Origin of the sequence: Bradyrhizobium sp. 2S1 (genome assembly GCF_011516625.5) — a bacterium.
GTDB classification, from domain to species: domain Bacteria; phylum Pseudomonadota; class Alphaproteobacteria; order Rhizobiales; family Xanthobacteraceae; genus Bradyrhizobium; species Bradyrhizobium septentrionale.
Map to the genome: position 1 here is coordinate 5,621,283 of NZ_CP147717.1, position 19,332 is coordinate 5,640,614.

The following is a 19,332-nucleotide window of genomic DNA, read 5'->3' on the forward strand; positions in this document are numbered from 1 at the left end:
GTCGTGCCGGCAATGGCTGGCCGGCGCCGCGCGTGCCGGCGATTCATCCGTGGGTCGAGAGCGTAAGCCGCGCGGCGAGACACAAGGATCGGGAACATGATCGGAAGATTCACTTTCCAGGCACCGTCGAACATCCTGTTTGAGCCCGGCGCCTCGCGGAAGATCGACGAGCTGGTTGCTGGCTACGGCGCGCGGCGCGTGATGCTGGTGACCGACAAGGGCGTGCGCGGGGCAGGCTTGACGCGGGGGGCCGAGGCCTCGCTGGCGGCTGCCGGCATCGAGGTCAGCGTTTTCGATGATGTTGTCGCCGATCCGCCGTCGCATGTCGTGGAGGCCGCGGTGGCGGCCTCTCAGGCCAACGACATCGAGCTTGTGCTGTCGATCGGCGGTGGCAGCGCGCTGGATACCGCCAAGCTCGTCGCTTATCTCGCGAAAACGCCGGATCGCCTCGATGACATCTATGGCGTTGGGCTAGCCAAAGGAAAGCGCCTGCCGCTTCTGCTGGCGCCAACCACAGCCGGTACCGGATCGGAAGTGACGCCGATTGCGATCGTCACCACCCCGACCACCGAAAAGAAAGGCGTGGTCTCACCCGCGCTGATCCCGGATTGGGCGATCCTCGATCCTGAACTGACGCTGGGCCTCCCGGCGCCGGTCACCGCTGCAACCGGCATCGACGCCATGGTGCATGCGATCGAGGCCTATACCAGCAAGGTCAGGAAGAACCCGATGTCCGACCAGCTTGCGCGGCAGGCGCTTGGGCTGCTGTCGGCCAACATACGCCGCGCTTGCCAGAACGGCGCCGACCTGGCGGCGCGCTCGCAGATGCTGCTGGGATCGATGCTCGCCGGTATGGCCTTCGCCAACGCGCCAGTCGCGGCCGTCCACGCGCTGGCCTATCCGATCGGCGCAATCTTCCATGTTCCGCACGGGCTGTCGAACGCGCTCGTCCTGCGCCACGTGCTCGAGTTCAATCTGCCGGCGGCGGAGGCGCTCTATGCGGAGCTCGCCGAGCTCGTCAGGCCTGGCCTGCACGCGACCAGCCAGGCGGAACGGGCGCGGGCCTTCATCGACGAGATGGCGTCGATCGGCCGTGATTGTCAGGTTCCGGCGTCGTTGTCGGCGGTCGGTATTGGCCGCGATGATCTGAAGAAGCTCGCCGAGGATGCGATGAAGCAGACGCGTCTCCTGGTCAACAATCCCCGCGAGCTGACCTTGGACGACGCCTATGCGATCTACAGCGCCGCTTTCGATGACGGCAGCAATCGCTCCGTGCAGGCCCCCCATGGCTGACAAGGGCGACGTCAACCCGTTCGGGCCGATCGCCGCGCAGTGGATGGAATCCTGGCGTGCGATGGCCGGCACCGGTGGGATCAGCGAAAGCTGGTCGAACTCGATGCTGTCCTTCATCATGAAGCGTGTCGCCGAGAGCGGGTTTGGCTTCGGGGCAGGCAACGATCTGGCCGAGGCCATCGAGCGGATGGCCAACGGGCCGCGGCTCGCCGACGTTCTGGATTTCGACCGTAAGCTCGCCGGCGTTGCGGCCGCCTGGGGTGAGCTGCAGAGCAAGCTTGCGGCATACCATGCTGTTGCCTCGCGGCCCTGGATGCGCGCGGCTGAACAGTACACCGCGCGCGGGCGGCAAGAGGGCGGCGCCGATGCGACTGCGGGCTGGCGTGAGCAATTGGGCGCCTGGAACAAGCTTGCCAACGAAGAACTGATCGCCAACCAGCGCACCGAGGACTTCCTGGTCGCGCAAAAACAGCTGTTGCAGGCGGCGACCGAATTTCGTGCCCGGCAATCTGATATCGCTGACACCATCGCATCCGTGCTGGGGCTTCCGACCCAGCGCGATTTCGACGACGTCACCCGCCAGCTCACCGAGCTCAGGCGCGAAATGCGCGCCTTGGAACGCCGGATCGGCGCATCCGGCGCAGCACGAGGTGAAGCATGAGCAGCCAGACGCCAGACAAGGGTGCGGCCGGCGGGTTCGCCGAGATGACGGACAAGCTGCTCAAGGCCGGCAAGCTGCTGTCGAACATCAGGGATCAGGACGTCGATGTCGGAGCGACCCCGAAGAAGCTGGTGATGCGTCGCGACAAAGTCGAGCTGTTTCGCTATGAGCCGCTGGCCGAGCAGCGGGTCAAGACGCCGGTGCTGCTGGCTTACGGCCTGATCGGCCGCTACACCATGGCCGACCTGCAGGAGGACCGCTCGCTGGTCCGCAGCCTGCTGTCGCAGGGACTGGATCTCTGGCTGGTGGATTGGGGGCAGCCCAACCGCACCGAACGCTGGCTGACGATCGACGATTACGTCGACGACTATATCCACGCCGCGGTGGAGCGTGTCTGTCGCGAGACCGGGCATGACCGGATCACGCTGCTCGGCATCTGCGAAGGCGGCGTGTTCACGACCTGCTATGCGGCGCTTCACCCGGACAAGGTCAAGGGTCTGGTCCTGACCATCACGCCGATCGACTTTCACGCCGATCGTGACGATCCCGACACCCATCACGGCTTCCTCAATCTCTGGACCCGAAGCCTCGACAGCGCCGATATCGATCGGCTGGTGGATACCTACGGCGGACTCCCCGGCGAATTCATGAGCTCGGTCTTCTCGCTGATGACGCCGATGCGCTCGCTGACCAAGTACAATATCGACCTGATCGAGGTCATCGACGACAAAGCCAAGTTGATGAATTTCCTTCGGATGGAGAAGTGGCTCGCCGACCGACCGGCCCATCCCGGCGAAGCGGCCAAGCAGTGGCTGAAGGATCTCTATCAGGAGAACCGGCTCGTGAACGGAACCTTCACGCTGTCCGGCCGCAAAGTCGATCTTCGCGTGATCTCGGCGCCCACGCTGAACGTCTTCGCGCTCGACGACCACATCATTCCGCCGACCTGTTCGAAGGCACTCGGTCCGTTGATCGGTACCAAGGACTACACGGAAATCCCCCTGCCGGGCGGCCACGTCGGGCTGTTCGTATCGAGCAAGTCGCAGGGACGGCTGAGCAAGGGCATCGCGGAATGGCTGGCGGCCAGGGATTGAGGCGCATCCATGAAGGACAAGATCGTATCCGCTGACGAGGCCGTTGCGATCATCCGGGATCGCGACACGGTCTGCACGTCCGGTTTCGTCGGCGTCGGCACGCCCGACGAGCTCTTGATCGCATTGGAGAAGCGTTATCGGGAGACGCGTCATCCCGCCGACCTGACGCTGCTGTTTGCCGCGGCCCCGGGCGATTCCCGGGAGCGTGGCTTGAACCGGCTCGCGCATGATGGCCTGGTCAAGCGGGTTGTCGGAGGGAATTGGGCGCTGGTGCCGAAGCTCGGCGAACTGGCACTCGCCAACCGTATCGAAGCCTACAATCTGCCGCTCGGCTGCATCTCGCACCTCTACCGCAGCATTGCTGCGCGTGGTCCCGGCACGATCTCGAAGGTCGGGCTACGCACCTTTGTCGATCCGCGGCTCGAAGGCGGCAAGCTCAACGAGAAGACCACCGAGGACCTGGTCGAGCTGATGACCATCGATGGCGAGGAATGGCTGCGCTACAAGGCGTTCCCGATCAACGTCGCAATCCTGCGGGGGACCACCGCCGATCCCGCCGGCAACATCACGATGGAGCGCGAGGCGCTGACGCTCGACAATCTCGCAATGGCGATGGCGGCCAAGAATTCGCGTGGGTTTGTCATCGTGCAGGTCGAACGCATCGCCGCCGGCAATTCACTCAATCCGCGCGAGGTCCAGATTCCAGGGATTCTGGTCGACTGCGTCGTGGTCGCCGATCCCGAGAACCATCCGCAGACCTACGGCACCACCTACAGCCACGCCTTCTCCGGCCGCCAGCGGGTGCCGATGGATCGCGTCCGGCCGCTCGAGCTCGACGAGCGCAAGATCATCGCGCGCCGCTGTGCGTTCGAGCTGCCGCCGGGCGGCGTCGTCAATCTCGGCATCGGCATGTCGGAAGGCGTTGCGGCGGTCGCCGCCGAGGAGCACGTGCTGAAGTACCTGACGCTGACGGCGGAGCCCGGCGTCATCGGCGGCATGCCGCAGGGCGGCCTCAATTTTGGCACCGCGCTCAACCCGGACGCCGTCATCCACCAGAACCAGCAGTTCGATTTCTATGACGGTGGCGGGCTCGATCTCGCCTGCCTCGGCATGGCGCAGGTCGATAGCGCTGGCAACGTCAATGTCAGCCGGTTCTCGTCGCGGCTGGCCGGCGCGGGTGGCTTCATCAACATATCCCAGAGCGCCAAGAAGATCGTCTTTGCCGGCACCTTCACCAGCGGCGGGCTCAAGCTCGCGGTCGAGGACGAAGCGCTCCACATCCTGCGCGAAGGCACGATGCGGAAATTCATTGCCGAGGTCGAGCAGATCACCTTCAGTGGCGACTACGCGGCTGAAACCGGCCAGTCGGTGTTTTACGTCACCGAGCGTTGCGTTCTGCAGCGGACGCCTGCAGGGCTCGAACTGATCGAGGTGGCGCCGGGCATCGATATCGAACGCGACATCCTCGGCCAGATGGATTTCAAGCCGCTGATCCGCAACGTGCGTCCGATGGACGCGCGGATCTTCCGCAACCAGCCGATGGGGCTGGACCATATGCTGCTCGGCCGCAACCTCGCCGATCGCATCAGCTACGATGCAGAACGCAATGCCCTGTTCGTCAATTTCGAAGGGTTTGAGGTCCGCACCGTCGAAGACGTCGATCTGGTCCGGCGCGAGGTCGAGAACGCCTGCCGGGTGGTCGGGAAACCGGTTGCGCTGATCGCCAACTACGATGGCTTCCATCTCGAGCCGCAGGTCAGCGACACCTATTTCTCGATGATCGCCTATCTCGAGAAGCGCTACTACAGTTCGGCGTCCCGCTACACCACGAGTGCGTTCATGCGGATGAAGCTCGGGGAGGGGCTCGCCGAGCGCCACGTCGCGCCGCACATCTTCGAGACGCAGGCGGAAGCCCAGCGCTTCGCGCATTTTCAGGCAGGCGGCGATGCATCGGGCAGATAGATCGTGATGATGGGTCGTCATTGAGGGGGGCTTGCTTGCGGATGGGCGGCGCCGCGCATGGCGAGCTTTTCCGCCGTCGCTTGTCGGGAGAGACGGGATGTTTGACGGAGAATATGAGGTGACAGGGGAGGCTTCGGGCGGGACGTCCGAAGGCCCGCAGCCGGATCGCGCGGATCGGCTGCTTGGCCTTTCGCCGTCGGGCCTTCACGAGATTGCGTACGTCGATTGGGGGCCAGTCGACGATATCAGGCCAGTGATCTGTGTCCACGGCGTGACGCGGCAGGCGCGGGATTTTGACCATCTCGCCGCTGATCTCGCGGCGAGCGGCCGGCGGGTGATCTGTCCCGATTTGCCGGGTCGCGGCCGAAGCGGGCGGATCAGCAATCCCGACGACTATTCGCTGCCGCAATATTGCTCCGATATGAATGCGCTGGTCGCACGCCTCGGCGTGAGGGAGGTCGATTGGGTCGGAACATCGCTCGGTGGCTTGATCGGGATCGTGATGGCCGGCTTTTCCGGAAGCATTGTCCGCAAGCTCGTGATCAATGATATCGGCCCGTTCGTGTCCGCGACCGGGTTGCGGCGGATCGGCGGTTACATCGCGGACATGCCGGCATCGTTCTCGACCATCGAGGACGGCGAGAGATATTTTCGTACCGTGCTCGCGCCCTATGGCTATCTCGCCGACGAGCATTGGCGGCATCTTGCGATCCACAGTCTGCGCTGGGAAGAAGCCAACGGGCGTTACGCGGTGCTCTGCGATCCGGCGATCGCCAAGGCGTTCAAAACGCCCTGGTTCTACGCACCACTCGATCTCTGGAAGTACTGGGAAGCAATCAAGGTGCCGATGTTGGTGCTGCACGGTGCCAAATCAGACCTGCTGTCGATCGATCTGACGAATGAGATGAGACGCCGGAATCGGCGCGCCGATATTTTCCGGTTCGATGATCGTGGCCATGTGCCGCCGCTGGTGACGCCGGACCAGATCAAGGTCGTAACGGATTTCCTAAAGGCCCCGCCACGTGATTTCTCGGAGGTTGGTTGATGACGACGAGTTTGGACAAGTCCGCAGAGCAGGTTCATCCGGTGTCGGCCGATTGGGCCAAGCGCGCCTACGTCAACGACGCCAAATATCGCGAGATGTACGCGCACTCGGTCAAGGACCCCAACGGCTTCTGGGCCGAGCACGGCAAGCGGATCGACTGGATCAAGCCCTTCAGCAAGGTCGAGAACGTCTCCTTCGCGCCCGGCAACATCTCGATCAAATGGTTCGAGGATGGCGTGCTGAACGTCGCCTGGAATTGCATCGACCGGCATCTCGAGAAGCGCGGCGACCAGACCGCGATCATCTGGGAGGGCGACGATCCCTCCGAATCCAGGCACATCACCTACCGCCAGCTGCACGACGAAGTCTGCAAGATGGCCAACATCCTGCGCACCCGGAACGTCAAGAAGGGCGACCGCGTCACGATCTATCTGCCGATGATTCCGGAAGCCGCCTATGCCATGCTGGCCTGCGCGCGGATCGGCGCCATCCATTCGGTGGTGTTCGGCGGCTTCTCGCCTGACAGCCTCGCCCAGCGCATCAAGGACTGCGATTCCAAGGTCGTCATCACCGCCGACGAAGGCCTGCGCGGCGGCAAGAAAGTGCCGCTGAAGGCCAATGTCGATGCCGCGATCGCCAAGACCGGCGGCGTCGACTGGGTCGTGGTGGTGAAGCGCACCGGCGGTGCGATCGACATGAACCCGACCCGCGACCTCTGGTATCACGAGGCCGCCGAGATGGTGACGACGGAATGCCCGGCCGAGCACATGCATGCCGAGGACCCGCTGTTCATCCTCTACACCTCGGGCTCGACCGGCACGCCGAAGGGCGTGCTGCACACTTCCGGCGGCTATCTGGTGTTCGCCTCGATGACGCATCAATACGTGTTCGACTATCACGACGGCGACATCTACTGGTGCACCGCCGACGTCGGCTGGGTCACCGGTCACAGCTACATCCTCTATGGACCGCTCGCCAACGGCGCGACCACGCTGATGTTCGAAGGCGTGCCGAACTATCCGGACAATTCGCGGTTCTGGAACGTGGTCGACAAGCACAAGGTCAACATCTTCTACACCGCGCCGACCGCGATCCGCGCGCTGATGCAGGGCGGCGACGAGCCGGTGAAGAAGACCTCGCGCCAATCGCTGCGCCTGCTCGGCTCGGTCGGCGAGCCGATCAATCCGGAAGCCTGGGAGTGGTACTACCGCGTGGTCGGCGACGAGCGCTGCCCGATCGTCGACACCTGGTGGCAGACCGAGACCGGCGGCATTTTGATCACGCCGCTACCCGGCGCCACCAAGCTGAAGCCGGGATCGGCGACGCGGCCGTTCTTCGGCGTGGTGCCGGAGATCGTCGACGCCGACGGCAAGACTCTGGAAGGCGAGACCTCGGGCAATCTCTGCCTGACCAAGTCATGGCCCGGCCAGATGCGCACGGTCTATGGCGATCATGCGCGGTTCGAGCAGACCTACTTCTCGACCTACAAGAACAAGTACTTCACCGGTGACGGCTGCCGGCGCGACGCCGACGGCTATTACTGGATCACCGGCCGCGTCGACGACGTCATCAACGTCTCCGGCCACCGCATGGGCACCGCCGAAGTCGAGAGCTCGCTGGTCGCGCATGAGGCGGTGTCGGAAGCCGCCGTGGTCGGCTATCCGCACGACATCAAGGGCCAGGGCATCTACGCCTATGTCACGCTGATGAAGGGCACCGAGCCGACCGAGGCGCTGCGCAAGGAGCTGGTCGCCTGGGTCCGCAAGGACATCGGCCCGATCGCCTCGCCGGATCTGATCCAGTTCGCGCCCGGCCTGCCGAAGACGCGCTCCGGCAAGATCATGCGCCGTATCCTGCGCAAGATCGCCGAGGACGAGCCGTCGAGCCTCGGCGACACCTCGACGCTGGCCGATCCCGCCGTGGTCGACGACCTCGTGCAGAACCGGCAGAACAAGCGATAGGCGTGAGCATCCCATGAACATCGATGCGATTGCAATCGGCCACACGCCACCCGACGACGTCAATGTCGTCATCGAGGTGCCGCTCGGCGGCGAACCGATCAAATACGAGATGGACAAGGCGTCCGGCACGCTCTTTGTCGATCGCTTCCTGTACACGCCGATGCGCTATCCCGGAAATTACGGCTTCGTGCCGCGGACGCTGTCCGACGACGGTGATCCGATCGATGTGCTGGTCGCCAATACACGCCCGATCATTGCGGGCGCCGTCATCAACGTGCGGCCGATCGGCGTTCTGAAGATGGAGGATGACGGTGGCGGCGATGAGAAGATCATCGCGGTGCCGTCGTCACGGCTGACCCAGCGCTATCAACATGTGCAGACCTACACAGACCTGCCCGAGATCACCTGGAAGCAGATCGAGCACTTTTTCCTTCATTACAAGGATCTCGAACCCGGCAAGTGGGTGCGACTCGCAGGATGGGGACATGCCGACGAGGCGCGCACGCTGATTGAAACCGCGATAGGCCGCGCCGCCGTGCGCAAGCCTGGTTGACGGAGAAGCGATATGAGACTTGTGCTTTTGGGACCGCCGGGCGCCGGGAAGGGTACGCAGGCATTCAGATTGTCCCAGATTCTCGCGATTCCGCAGCTGTCGACCGGCGACATGCTTCGGTCGGCCGCGTCGGCGGGAACGACGGTCGGGATGAAAGCGGCGGATATCATGAAGCGGGGCGAACTCGTTCCCGACGACCTGGTGGCGAGGGTGATCATCGAGCGGGTCGCGCAGCCCGATGCGGCGAGAGGCTTCATCCTCGACGGGTTTCCGCGCACCGTGTCGCAGGCCGAAATTCTTGACGGGCTTCTGGTCGCCGACGGACACGAGCTCAATTGCGTCCTCGAACTCAGAGTCAATGAAGCGAAGTTGCTCGACCGGATCTTAGGACGTGCCATCCAGGCTCGCGCCAGCGGTGAAGCAGTGCGGGCGGACGACAACGAGGAAGCGCTCAGCGTACGTCTAGCGGCTTATACAAACCAAACGAGCCCACTTACTCACTACTATTCCGCGAAGGGACTACTCAGGAGCGTTGACGCATCACAGCCGATCGACTGCGTAACAGCGGCTCTGATCGAAGCGATCGAGTGAAAGGATCGAGCAACATCAAGCGACCAATTGGAGGAGATATCGCCGGTCAGCCTTTCGCTCGTCCGAGACGCTGGGTCGGGTTGCTTTTGCAGATTGCGGGTTGCTTTTGGCAGATAAGTCATTCCGCCGGTTGCGGAAACGACGAAAGTCATTCTCCGAGGGACCGTCGATCCGCAGCGAGTTATTGGCCCAGGTTGCTAAGCCTTCCATCGACTTGAGCCTCCGACATTCCTACGATCAGGGCGCGAGCGGGACGTTGGCACGCGCAGATGTCGACGTTTCTTAAGGTTTCCTACGACCTCCGTTGTTTGGCGGGAGGCTAGACCAAATTTGAGCAACGGGTCGGACCTGAACCCCGCTTCCGATCGGGAATGATGCTCTGGGTCGCACGCCGGTACGCACCTTTCCCGAGCCAGCTCTGCGGCGCCGCCTCATTCCGCGATCGTCTTTGCATCATGCGTCGTAGCATGCCCGCGGTTGCGGGCGGACTCTCGCCGACGTTTTGCGTCATCAACGTTCAGCGTCGGCCTCAGTCTGAAGAAAGTCGCGCCGGGCGCTCCGGTCACGGCTCTGACAAAGCCGGCCGCGAGCGGCTGGAGCGATGTGTAAGGCGTTGGGCGAGGGGCAGGCGCGCGCCGAAGGATAGTTGACAGGAAGGCCGGCCCATCTTAATCACTCGGCCAATAAACTAATTAATCAATTAATTAAGGCGGAAACCCTAGGGAAAGAATCCGCCTGATGCTGGCCAGCCAAAGATATCCGAAGCTGCTTGCCCCGCTCGGTGGCGGCTTCACCCGGCTGGAAAACCACGCGCTCACGGGTTCCGTGCAGACCGGCCTCGAACAGGCCGGGACGGTGTTGTCTGGCAGGCCGCATTCCTTGCCGAACCTGCGCGGCACGGCGTCGGTACAATCAACACGACCGGCATTCCGCCGAATGCCGAAGCAGCCGGCCACCACGTCAAACCGTCGATCCCGGAACAAGCCGACCAGCACCGCTGGGACACCGACGCGGCGTCCGCCGATCCTTGCCGTCAGATCCTGCACGCTTGTCCGCTCGCGCGCGGGCCGCGCCACGTTGCGCGCCCGGCAGGGACATCTCGGATCGGGCCTTCTGCTCGAACCAGCGTGGGCTTTGTTCACCCGTATGAAAACGAGGATTGAGGCGTAAACGATGGGACGTCGATCTGAAGTACTGATGGCGCAAGAGACGGCCGGCACGGACAACAGACGTGTGATACAGGTGGTATCGCGCGCATTCGACATCGTGCGCTGCTTCGAGGGTCGAAGCATGCGCCTCGGCAATCGCGAGATCGCCGATCGCTGTGGGCTTCCGCGATCGACGGTCTCTCGTCTCACATTGACCCTCACCCAGATCGGCCAACTGATCTACCTGCCGCACGAGCAGAAATATGCCCTGGCTCCCGACGCCAACACGGCCGGCGCCCCGTTGCTCGCAGCGAGTTGCAACGAGCCGGCCTTTGCCGAAGAGCGGGAACTCCATGAGGCACAAGCATCCGTGCGGCGAGGGATCGGCTCGCGCTTCGGGTACTTCGAGGACGAGCGCAACGCGGTTGCCGAGCCGCTTGCGGTGACGCCACCTTACCGCTGACGCTCGGCTTGTTCCGAGGCAGAATGATCGGGACCATCGCCGCGAGCTCACAGTCACGAAACATCTGAAACGAAGGGGAAACGCATGTCTGAAGCATACATCATCGACGCGGTCCGCACGCCGCGGGGCATCGGCAAGCCGGGCAAGGGAGCGCTGTCGCACCTGCACCCGCAGCAACTGGCAGCAACAGTGCTCGGCGCGCTCAAGGAGCGCAACAAGCTCGATACGTCGACCGTCGACGACATCATCTGGTCGACGTCGACCCAGGAAGGCAAGCAGGGCGGCGATCTCGGACGCATGTCGGCGCTCGCGGCCGGCTACGACATCAACGCCAGCGGCACGACGCTGGATCGCTTCTGCGGCGGCGGCATCACGTCGGTGAACCTCGCGGCAGCTTCGGTGATGTCGGGAATGGAGGATTGCGTCATCGCCGGTGGCACCGAGATGATGAGCTATCAGCAGACCCTCGCAGCCGAGCGCTCCAAGGCCGGACAGCCGGCGCGGATGATGGGTTCAGGCAACCCGGCGCTTGACGCCGTTCACCCGCAGTCCCACCAGGGCGTCTGCGGCGACGCCATCGCCACGCGTGAGGGAATCAGCCGCGAGGCCTGCGATGCCCTGGCACTGGTCAGTCAGCAGCGTGCCAAGCGGGCGATCGATGAAGGCCGCTTCGCCAAGTCGGTGATCCCCGTCCTCAACGACGACGGCAGCGTCGCGCTCAATCGCGAAGAATTTCCGCGTCCCGAGACCACTGCCGAAGGACTGGCGTCGCTGAAGCCCAGCTTCGAGCAGCTTGCCGATTTCGATCTCGGCAACGGCGTGACATTCAAGAACCAGATCCAGCGCCGCTATCCGGACCTCGACTGGAAGGGCGTGCATCATGCCGGCAACAGCTCCGGCGTGGTGGACGGCGCCGCCGCGGTGCTGATCACCTCGAAGGAATATGCCGAGAAGCACGGCCTCAAGCCGCGCGACCGCATCGTGGCCTACGCCAATCAGGGTGACGACCCGACGCTGATGCTCAACGCGCCGGTTCCGGCGGCCAAGAAGGTTCTCGCCAAGGCCGGCCTGAGCAAGGACGACATCGACGTCTGGGAGATCAACGAGGCCTTCGCGGTCGTCGCCGAGAAATTCATTCGCGACCTCAAGCTGGATCGCGAGAAGGTCAACATCAATGGCGGCTCGATTGCGCTTGGCCATCCGATCGGCGCGACCGGATCGATCCTGATCGGCACGGCGCTCGACGAACTCGAGCGCAGCGGCGGACGTTACGGTCTCGTCACCATGTGTGCCGCCGGCGGCATGGCACCGGCCATCATCATCGAACGCATCTGATCGCGAAAGGAACCTGCCATGAAACTCGATTCATCGGTCGCCGCCGTTGTCACCGGCGGCGCTTCCGGCCTCGGCGCAGCCACCTCGCGGGCGCTCGCCGCGCAAGGCGTGAAAGTCGCGATCTTCGACTTCAACGAGGAGAAGGGTGAAGCCATCGCCAGGGAAATCGGCGGTGTGTTCTGTAAGGTCGATGTCACCTCCGACGAGCAGGTCGACGCAGGCTTCGCCAAGGCCCGCGCGGCACACGGCCAGGAGCGCATCCTGGTGAACTGCGCCGGCACCGGCAACGCGGTGAAGACCGCCGGCCGGGACAAGAAGACCGGCGAACCCACTCACTTCCCGATCGACGCCTTCAACCGCATCATCCAGATCAACCTCGTCGGCACCTTCCGCTGCATCGCCAAGTCGGCGCAGGGCATGCTGTCGCTAACGCCGCTGGAGCACGGCGAGCGCGGCGCGGTCGTCAATACGGCGTCCGTCGCGGCCGAGGACGGCCAGATGGGGCAGGCCGCCTATTCGGCCTCGAAGGCCGGCGTCGTCGGCATGACGCTGCCGATCGCGCGTGACCTGATGGCCGAGGGAATCCGCGTCAACACGATCCTGCCGGGCATCTTCAACACGCCGCTGCTGCAGGGCGCCCCGGAGAACGTCAAGGCCGCGCTCAGCGCGTCGGTGCCGTTCCCGAAGCGTCTCGGCATGCCGGAGGAGTATGCGCAGCTGGCGCTGACCATGATCACCAACGGCTACTTCAACGGTGAAGACGTCCGCCTCGATGGCGCCATCCGTATGGCCCCGCGCTAGGTGACTACAGGAGACGAAAGCGATGTCCGAAGAAACGCCGGTCCTCACTGAAGTCCGCGGACCGATACTGATCATCACCCTGAACCGGCCGGAAGCCAAGAACGCGGCCAACCTCGCCCTCTCCAAGGGCGTGGCCGCGGCGATCGACCGGCTCGACGCCGACGATGCCCTTGGCGTCGGCATCATCACCGGCGCCGGCGGCACGTTCTGCTCGGGCATGGACCTCAAGGGGTTCCTGAAAGGCGAGCGGCCGTCGATCCCCGGCCGCGGCTTCGCCGGCCTCACCGAGGCGCCGCCGAAGAAGCCGCTGATTGCGGCCGTCGACGGCTACGCACTCGCCGGCGGGATGGAGATCGCGCTGTCGTGCGACATGATCGTCGCCAACCGCAACGCCAAGTTCGGAATCCCCGAGGTGAAGCGTGGGCTGGCCGCCGCGGCGGGGGGGTTGATCCGCATGCCGCGCCAGATGCCCATTCGCGTGGCGATGGAGTTCGCACTGACGGGCGAGTTCTTCGGCGCCGAGCGCGCCTACGAACTAGGCATCATCAACCGCGTGACCGATGGCCCCGCGCTCGACGCCGCGCTTGAGCTTGCGGCAGCGATCGGCGCCAACGGCCCGCTCGCGGTGAAGGCATCCAAGCAGGTGATCGTCGAATCCCGGCTCTGGCCGGAAGACCAGATGTGGAAGAAGCAACAGGAGATCGCCGGTCCTGTCTTCGTCTCCGAGGATGCCCGTGAGGGCGCGGCGGCCTTTGCGGAAAAGCGCGCGCCGAACTGGAAGGGCAAGTAAGGCGTCGACTGTTTCGACAATGGAGCGCCGGTTTTGATTGACTGAGAACCGGCGCTCAGAATTTTTGCGCCGGCCGGTATTCACGTCGCTTGAAACGCTAGCTTCTTATTTTGACGCGTTTTCTTCACGCGAACCGGTGCCCACTTCGCTCGAAAACGCTCTATTGGGGGAATGATGCGCAGCTTTACCGAAGATCAGGTCATTTTCCGCGATTCCTACCGCAAGTTCCTCGCCAGCGAGATCGCGCCTCATATGGAGGAGTGGCGGGAGGCCGGCATCGTCGACCGCAACGCGTTCAAGAAGGCCGGCGACCTCGGCTTCCTGATGATCTGGCCTGAGGAAAAATACGGCGGCATGGGCGACGCCGATTTCCGCTATGAGCAGATCATCATCGAGGAGACTGCGCGCTCCGGCTGCAAGGGCTGGTACAACACGCTGCACAGCCGCCTGGTCGGTCCTTACTTCAAGCGCTTCGGCACCGAGGAGCAGCGTGACCGATTCCTGCCCAAATGCGTCAGCGGTGAGACGATCCTGGCGATCGCGATGACTGAGCCCGGCGCGGGCTCAGATCTCGCGGGCATGCGCACGACGGCGGAGGACAAGGGCGATTATTTCCTGCTCAATGGCTCGAAGACCTATATTTCCAACGGCATCAATTCCGACGTGGTGATCGTGGCCGCCAGGCTCGCAGGCGCAGAGAAGAAACATGCCATGGTGCTGCTGATTGTCGAGCGGGGCATGGAAGGCTTCGAGCGCGGCCGCAATCTCAAGAAGATGGGCATGCCGGCGCAGGACACCGCCGAACTTTTCTTCCATAATGTGAAGGTGCCCAAGGCCAACGTGCTGGGCGAGCCCGGCAGGGGCTTCTACTATCTCATGGAAGGCCTTGCCGAGGAACGGCTGATCTCCGCAGTCGGATCGATCGCCAATGGCCGCAAGGCGTTCGACATCTCGCGCGCTTACGTGATGGAACGCAAGCTGTTCGGCAGGCCTCTTGCGGAACAGCAAAATACCCAGTTCCGCATGGCGGAGATGGATGCCGAAATCGATCTCGTGCAGGTCTATGTCGATCACTGCGTGGCCGAGCACAATGCGGGACTCCTGACCAGCAATATGGGCGCCAAGGCCAAGATGATGTCGTCGGAAGTCGAGTGGAAGATGCTCGACCTCGGCGTACAGCTGCACGGCGGCGCAGGTTACATGGATGAATATCCGATCAGTCGCATGTTCACCGACGCGCGCGTCAATCGGATCCTGGGGGGAAGCTCCGAAGTGATGCGGCTGATCATCGGCCGCGATGTCTTCTCGGAGCACTACAAGAGCATTCTGGATTAGCCGATCGCCGCCGCGATCGGCTATCTGCCTCGCTCCGCGTCAGCCGCGCGCCTGGCGCAGCGGCTCGCGCACGTGCTCCTTCGAGCGCAGCAGCGCATCGACGAAGATCGGCTCCCAGGAGCGGATGTGGCTGCGCAGCAGGGTCGGCAACGCCTCGGTCTCGCCGGCGAGCACGAGTTCGATCAACCGGTAGTGCTCGGGCACCGAAGCCAGCTGCCGCTCGTGGCCGGCGCGGGAGCTGATGCCGTAGAGCCGCATCTTGTCGCGCAGGCCCATCACCATGTCGGTCAAGAGCTCGTTGCCGGCAGCCGCAATGAACTCACGATGATAGTTGCGGTCGGCTTCCAGATAGAGCTGGACGTCGTCGGTCTCGACCGCCTTGGCGATCTGGTCGGCCCAGCCGCGCACGGCCGGAAGATCCCGCGGGGGATTGGCGGCGACCAGCACCGCGGCGTGCAGCTCCAGCACCTCGCGCATGTCGAACAAATTGCGCAGCTCGGTCAGCGTCGGCTCCACGACCTTGAAGCCGCGGTTGCGCATCGGCTCGACCAGGCCGCCGCGGCTAAGCTCGAGCAGCGCCTCGCGCACCGGCGTCGAGGAGACGCCGAGGCTCGCCGCCAAACTCGGTACCGAATACATCGTGCCCGGTAGGCTCTGCCCGGAAATGATCTCGGCGCGCACCCGTTGCAGCACCTGTTCTCGCAAATTCTGATCCATGGGTGGTCGTCGCCGCCTCTCGCTCCGAACTCCGATTCGTCCCTGATTATTACTTAGCCTTGACGGGGACGGTAGCGTATGACGTAAATGTGTAACGCGTTACTAGGATGCGCCACTAAGGGTGGCTGATCTTGAGATGGCGGTGAAACAGCGTCTGCCCGGCTATTGCACGCTTTGCCGCTCGCGCTGCGGTGCCGTCACCGTGGTCGAGGACGGACGTCTCGTCGGTATAGAGGTATTAAATAACCACCCTACCGGCGGTGCGTTGTGTGCCAAGGGCCGGGCCGCCCCCGAAATCGTCGCCAGCCCGCGCCGTCTGACCGTGCCGCTGAAGCGGTCCCGTCCGCGCGATGCCGCCGATCCGGGCTGGGTCGAGGTGTCCTGGGACGAGGCGTTGACCGAGATCGCTGCGCGGCTCGGCACGATCCGCTCCGAAAGTGGCGCCGAGGCGGTGGCGTTCGGCGTCACCACGCCGAGCGGCACGCCGATGGTCGATAGCTTCGAGTGGGTCGAGCGCTTCATCCGCGGCTTCGGCAGCCCGAACCTGATCTATGCGGTCGAGATCTGCGGTTGGCACAAGGACTACGCGCATGCGCTGACCTTCGGCCGCGGCATCGGCTTTCCCGATTACGACAATGCCGATGCGATCATCCTGTGGGGCCACAATCCCGCCCGCACCTGGCTCGCCCAGGCGACGCGGATTGCCGATGCGCGGCGCCGCGGTGCCAAGGTCGTGGTGGTCGATCCCAAGCCGAATGGCTCGGGTCAGCAGGCCGATCTCTGGCTGCGCATTCGCCCGGGCGCCGACGGCGCGCTCGCGATGGGAGCGATCCGTCATCTCATCGCGACGGCCAGCTTCGACGCGGAATTCGTCAACGCATGGACCAATGGAGCGCTGCTGGTCGATCGCGCGACAGGGCGCTTCCTGCGCGCCGACGCGCTGTGGGCAGATGGCATGGCGGACGCCTTCGTTCGTCTCGATGCGTCGGGCGCGCCGGTGCCGTGCGACACAAGCTACGCGCCGGAGAGCGGCGGCCGGCTGCGTGGCGCGCTATCGATCCGTGCGCGCGACGGCCGGATGATACCGGCGGCAACCGCGTTCGAATTGCTGGCCGAGCGCGTTGCGCCTTACACGCCGGCGCGCGTGGCGGAATTGACCTGGCTACGTACCGAGGATGTCGACGCGTTCAACGCGTTGCTCGAGGGCCGGCCGCGGCTTGCCTATCATTCCTGGGCCGGCGTCGGCCAGCACACCAATGCGACCGCGATCGAGCGCGCGATCGCAACGCTCTACGCGCTGACCGGTGCGTGCGATCGGCCCGGCGGCAATCGCTGGCCGGTGCCGCCGCCGACGCGCGCCCTCAACGACTACAACATCCTGTCGCCGGCGCAGCAGGCCAAGGCGCTCGGCATTACTGAGCTGCCGCTCGGCCCGCCGGCGAAGGGCTGGATCACGGCGCGCGACTTCAGTCGGGCTGTGCTCGACGGCGAGCCTTACCGGGTGCGCGCGCTGGTCGCGTTCGGGACCAACTTCGTCGTCTCGCAGGGCCATTCCGAGCGCAACCGTGCGGCGCTGAATGCGCTGGAGTTCCAGGTTCATATCGACATGTTCATGAACCCGACCGCGGAGAGCGCCGATTTCGTGCTGCCCGCCAGCACGCCGTGGGAACGCGACGCGCTCAAGATCGGGTTCGAGATCACGCAGGAAGCCGTCGAGACCGTGCAGTTTCGCCCGCGCATGGTCGAGCCGGTCGGCGCCGTGAAGGCCGATTACGAGATCGCCGCAGCGCTCGCGCTGAAGCTCGGCATGGGAGAGCTGTTCTTCGGTGGCGACATCAAGGCCGGCTGGAACTACCAATTGGCGCCGCTCGGCGTCGGCGTCGATGAGCTGCGCGCGCATCCCGAGGGACGCCGCTTCCCGCAGCTCTTCCGCGATAAAAAATACGCCGTCACGCGCGACGACGGAACCGTGGCGGGGTTTGCGACGCCGACGCGCCGCGTCGAGATTTACTCGGAGCTGATGCTGGGGCACGGGTACGATCCCTTGCCCGATCATGTCGAGCCGGTCGGAAGCCCGCTCACCAGTGCCGCGGATGAGCGCTTTCCGCTGGTGCTCTCGACCGCCAAGAGCGGCTGGTTCGTCCACTCCTCCTATCGGCATGTGGCCTCGCTGCGGCGTAAGTCACCGGATCCGGCCGTCGAGATCAGCCCGCAACTCGCCCGGCAGCGCGGGCTGGTAGAAGGCGACTGGGCCGTGGTGGAGACCCAAGGCGGTGCCGTACGCCTGAAGGTGCGCCTCATTGCGGCGCTCGACGATCGCGTCGTTGTCGCCGAATTCGGTTGGTGGGAGGATTGTCCGCCGCTCGGCCGCGATCGTTCAGCTGCGGCAGGCAACCGCACGCGCAACATCAACGCGGTGCTGCACGACGATGCCCGCGATCCCGTCAGCGGTTCCGTCCCGCTGCGCGCGATCGTCTGCGATATCAGGCGCGACGCCGATGCAAGCCGCGGCGTGTGGAGCGGCCAACGCCGCTTCACGGTCAGCGAACGTCGGGCCGAGGCCGATAACGTGGTCGCGCTCAGCCTGCGGCCGCTTGACGGCGGCCCGCTGCCCGACTTCCTGCCGGGCCAGCACGTGATGATCTCGCTGCCGGGCGCGGCGGAGGCGCGGGCCTATTCGCTGACCGGATCGGGCGAACTGCCGCAGGCGCTGTCGATTGCGGTGAAGGGACGCTTCCTTGACGAAGCACGGCGCGGCGATGCGCCGTTCTTCATGCCGGATCATCTGCACGGTCTCGCGGTCGGAGATGAGGTTCTGCTGGAGCCGCCGGGCGGCATCTTCACGCCGCCATTGAAGGGGCCGCGGCCGCTGGTCTTCCTCGCCGCCGGCATCGGTATCACGCCGTTCGTCAGCCATCTCGAGACGCTGCAACACATGGCGCCAGATGATCGTGTCGCCGAGATCCTGCTGCTGCACGGCTGCCGCAGCGGCCGCGAGCATCCGTTCGCGCGGCGGCTTGCGGAGCTGGAAGCCAGTACGCCAGAGTTGACACGGGTGACGTTCTATTCCGCACCGCTCGCGCAGGACCCGGTCGTTTCGCATTCGCTGCGCAAGGGCCGGCTTGATCTCGAACAGGTCAGGCCGCTGTCGGCGCGCCGGCCGCTGGTCTACATTTGCGGCTCGCCCGATTTCGTCGCGGCGCAGATCGCGGCCGTGACGGCGCTCGGCGTGCCGCGCTTCGACATCTTCGCCGAAAGCTTCGTTTCGCCGCCCGCGGTGCCGCGCAATCTTGCGCCGCGCACCGTCCGGCTTTCCGGCAGCAAGCAGAGCTTTTCGTGGGCACCGGAGCAAGGGACGCTGCTCGACGCTGCCAGTGCGGCGGGCGTCGCGTTGCCGAGCGGCTGTCGCGTCGGGCAATGCGAAAGCTGTGCGGTCGAGGTCGTCGATGGCGAGTTCACCCATCTCGGGCCTGTCGATGCAAGCGAGGGGCAATGCCTTGCCTGCCAGGCGGTCCCTCTGACCGACCTCACGCTCGCGCTTTGATGACCAAATCACACTGAAGGCTGTCACCGCATCACCGGT

General features: G+C 64.5%; 15 protein-coding genes and 1 pseudogene. 15 read left to right on the forward strand and 1 reads right to left on the reverse strand.

Annotated features, from left to right (window positions below; all coding sequences use genetic code 11):
- Positions 1-99 precede the first annotated feature (99 nt).
- From HAP54_RS26590 to HAP54_RS26655, 14 genes and pseudogenes are all read left to right on the forward strand, one after another.
- Complete coding sequence (locus tag HAP54_RS26590; RefSeq protein ID WP_166308418.1) at positions 100-1,293, forward strand: iron-containing alcohol dehydrogenase; 1,194 nt, start codon at positions 100-102, stop codon at positions 1,291-1,293.
- Positions 1,286-1,954, forward strand: coding sequence for a poly(R)-hydroxyalkanoic acid synthase subunit PhaE (locus HAP54_RS26595; protein WP_166305279.1), 669 nt, complete (start codon positions 1,286-1,288; stop codon positions 1,952-1,954). The genes HAP54_RS26590 and HAP54_RS26595 overlap by 8 nt, the downstream gene beginning before the upstream one ends.
- Positions 1,951-3,048: a class III poly(R)-hydroxyalkanoic acid synthase subunit PhaC gene (phaC, locus tag HAP54_RS26600; RefSeq protein ID WP_166305282.1), complete on the forward strand. Its 1,098-nt coding sequence runs from the start codon at positions 1,951-1,953 to the stop codon at positions 3,046-3,048. Before HAP54_RS26595 ends, phaC begins: the two co-directional genes overlap by 4 nt.
- A gap of 9 nt (positions 3,049-3,057) precedes the next feature.
- Entirely contained in the window at positions 3,058-5,010 is a 1,953-nt protein-coding gene (locus HAP54_RS26605) for an acyl CoA:acetate/3-ketoacid CoA transferase (RefSeq protein WP_166305285.1), read from the forward strand.
- 97 nt (positions 5,011-5,107) lie between these two features.
- On the forward strand, positions 5,108-6,055 hold the full coding sequence (locus tag HAP54_RS26610; RefSeq protein ID WP_166305288.1) for an alpha/beta fold hydrolase: 948 nt from the start codon (positions 5,108-5,110) through the stop codon (positions 6,053-6,055).
- Complete coding sequence (acs, locus tag HAP54_RS26615) at positions 6,055-8,016, forward strand: acetate--CoA ligase (RefSeq protein ID WP_166305291.1); 1,962 nt, start codon at positions 6,055-6,057, stop codon at positions 8,014-8,016. The genes HAP54_RS26610 and acs overlap by 1 nt, the downstream gene beginning before the upstream one ends.
- A gap of 13 nt (positions 8,017-8,029) precedes the next feature.
- Positions 8,030-8,569, forward strand: a complete 540-nt coding sequence (gene ppa, locus HAP54_RS26620; protein WP_166305294.1) for an inorganic diphosphatase — start codon at positions 8,030-8,032, stop codon at positions 8,567-8,569.
- A gap of 12 nt (positions 8,570-8,581) precedes the next feature.
- Entirely contained in the window at positions 8,582-9,160 is a 579-nt protein-coding gene (locus tag HAP54_RS26625; protein WP_166305297.1) for an adenylate kinase, read from the forward strand.
- Between the two features lie 738 nt (positions 9,161-9,898).
- A complete protein-coding gene (locus HAP54_RS26630; RefSeq protein ID WP_166305300.1) occupies positions 9,899-10,330 on the forward strand; it encodes a hypothetical protein in 432 nt (143 codons plus the stop codon).
- Between the two features lie 3 nt (positions 10,331-10,333).
- Positions 10,334-10,591: pseudogene (locus HAP54_RS26635) on the forward strand (helix-turn-helix domain-containing protein); the annotation flags it as partial.
- A gap of 264 nt (positions 10,592-10,855) precedes the next feature.
- Complete coding sequence (locus HAP54_RS26640) at positions 10,856-12,106, forward strand: acetyl-CoA C-acetyltransferase (protein WP_166305306.1); 1,251 nt, start codon at positions 10,856-10,858, stop codon at positions 12,104-12,106.
- An 18-nt stretch (positions 12,107-12,124) separates the two neighbouring features.
- Entirely contained in the window at positions 12,125-12,907 is a 783-nt protein-coding gene (locus HAP54_RS26645; protein ID WP_166305309.1) for an SDR family NAD(P)-dependent oxidoreductase, read from the forward strand.
- 22 nt (positions 12,908-12,929) lie between these two features.
- Complete coding sequence (locus HAP54_RS26650; protein ID WP_166305312.1) at positions 12,930-13,697, forward strand: crotonase/enoyl-CoA hydratase family protein; 768 nt, start codon at positions 12,930-12,932, stop codon at positions 13,695-13,697.
- Between the two features lie 174 nt (positions 13,698-13,871).
- Positions 13,872-15,032, forward strand: coding sequence for an acyl-CoA dehydrogenase family protein (locus HAP54_RS26655; protein ID WP_166305315.1), 1,161 nt, complete (start codon positions 13,872-13,874; stop codon positions 15,030-15,032).
- A gap of 39 nt (positions 15,033-15,071) precedes the next feature.
- On the opposite strand, the gene HAP54_RS26660 is transcribed toward HAP54_RS26655, so the two are convergent.
- The gene (locus HAP54_RS26660; protein WP_166305318.1) at positions 15,072-15,749 is read right to left on the reverse strand and encodes a GntR family transcriptional regulator; all 678 of its coding nucleotides are present in this window, start codon (positions 15,747-15,749) and stop codon (positions 15,072-15,074) included.
- Between the two features lie 121 nt (positions 15,750-15,870).
- On the opposite strand from HAP54_RS26660, the gene HAP54_RS26665 reads away from it, so the two are divergent.
- Positions 15,871-19,293 carry a molybdopterin-dependent oxidoreductase gene (locus HAP54_RS26665; protein WP_224741774.1) on the forward strand — a complete coding sequence of 1,141 codons (3,423 nt, stop codon included), beginning with the start codon at positions 15,871-15,873 and terminating at the stop codon, positions 19,291-19,293.
- Positions 19,294-19,332: the final 39 nt, after the last annotated feature.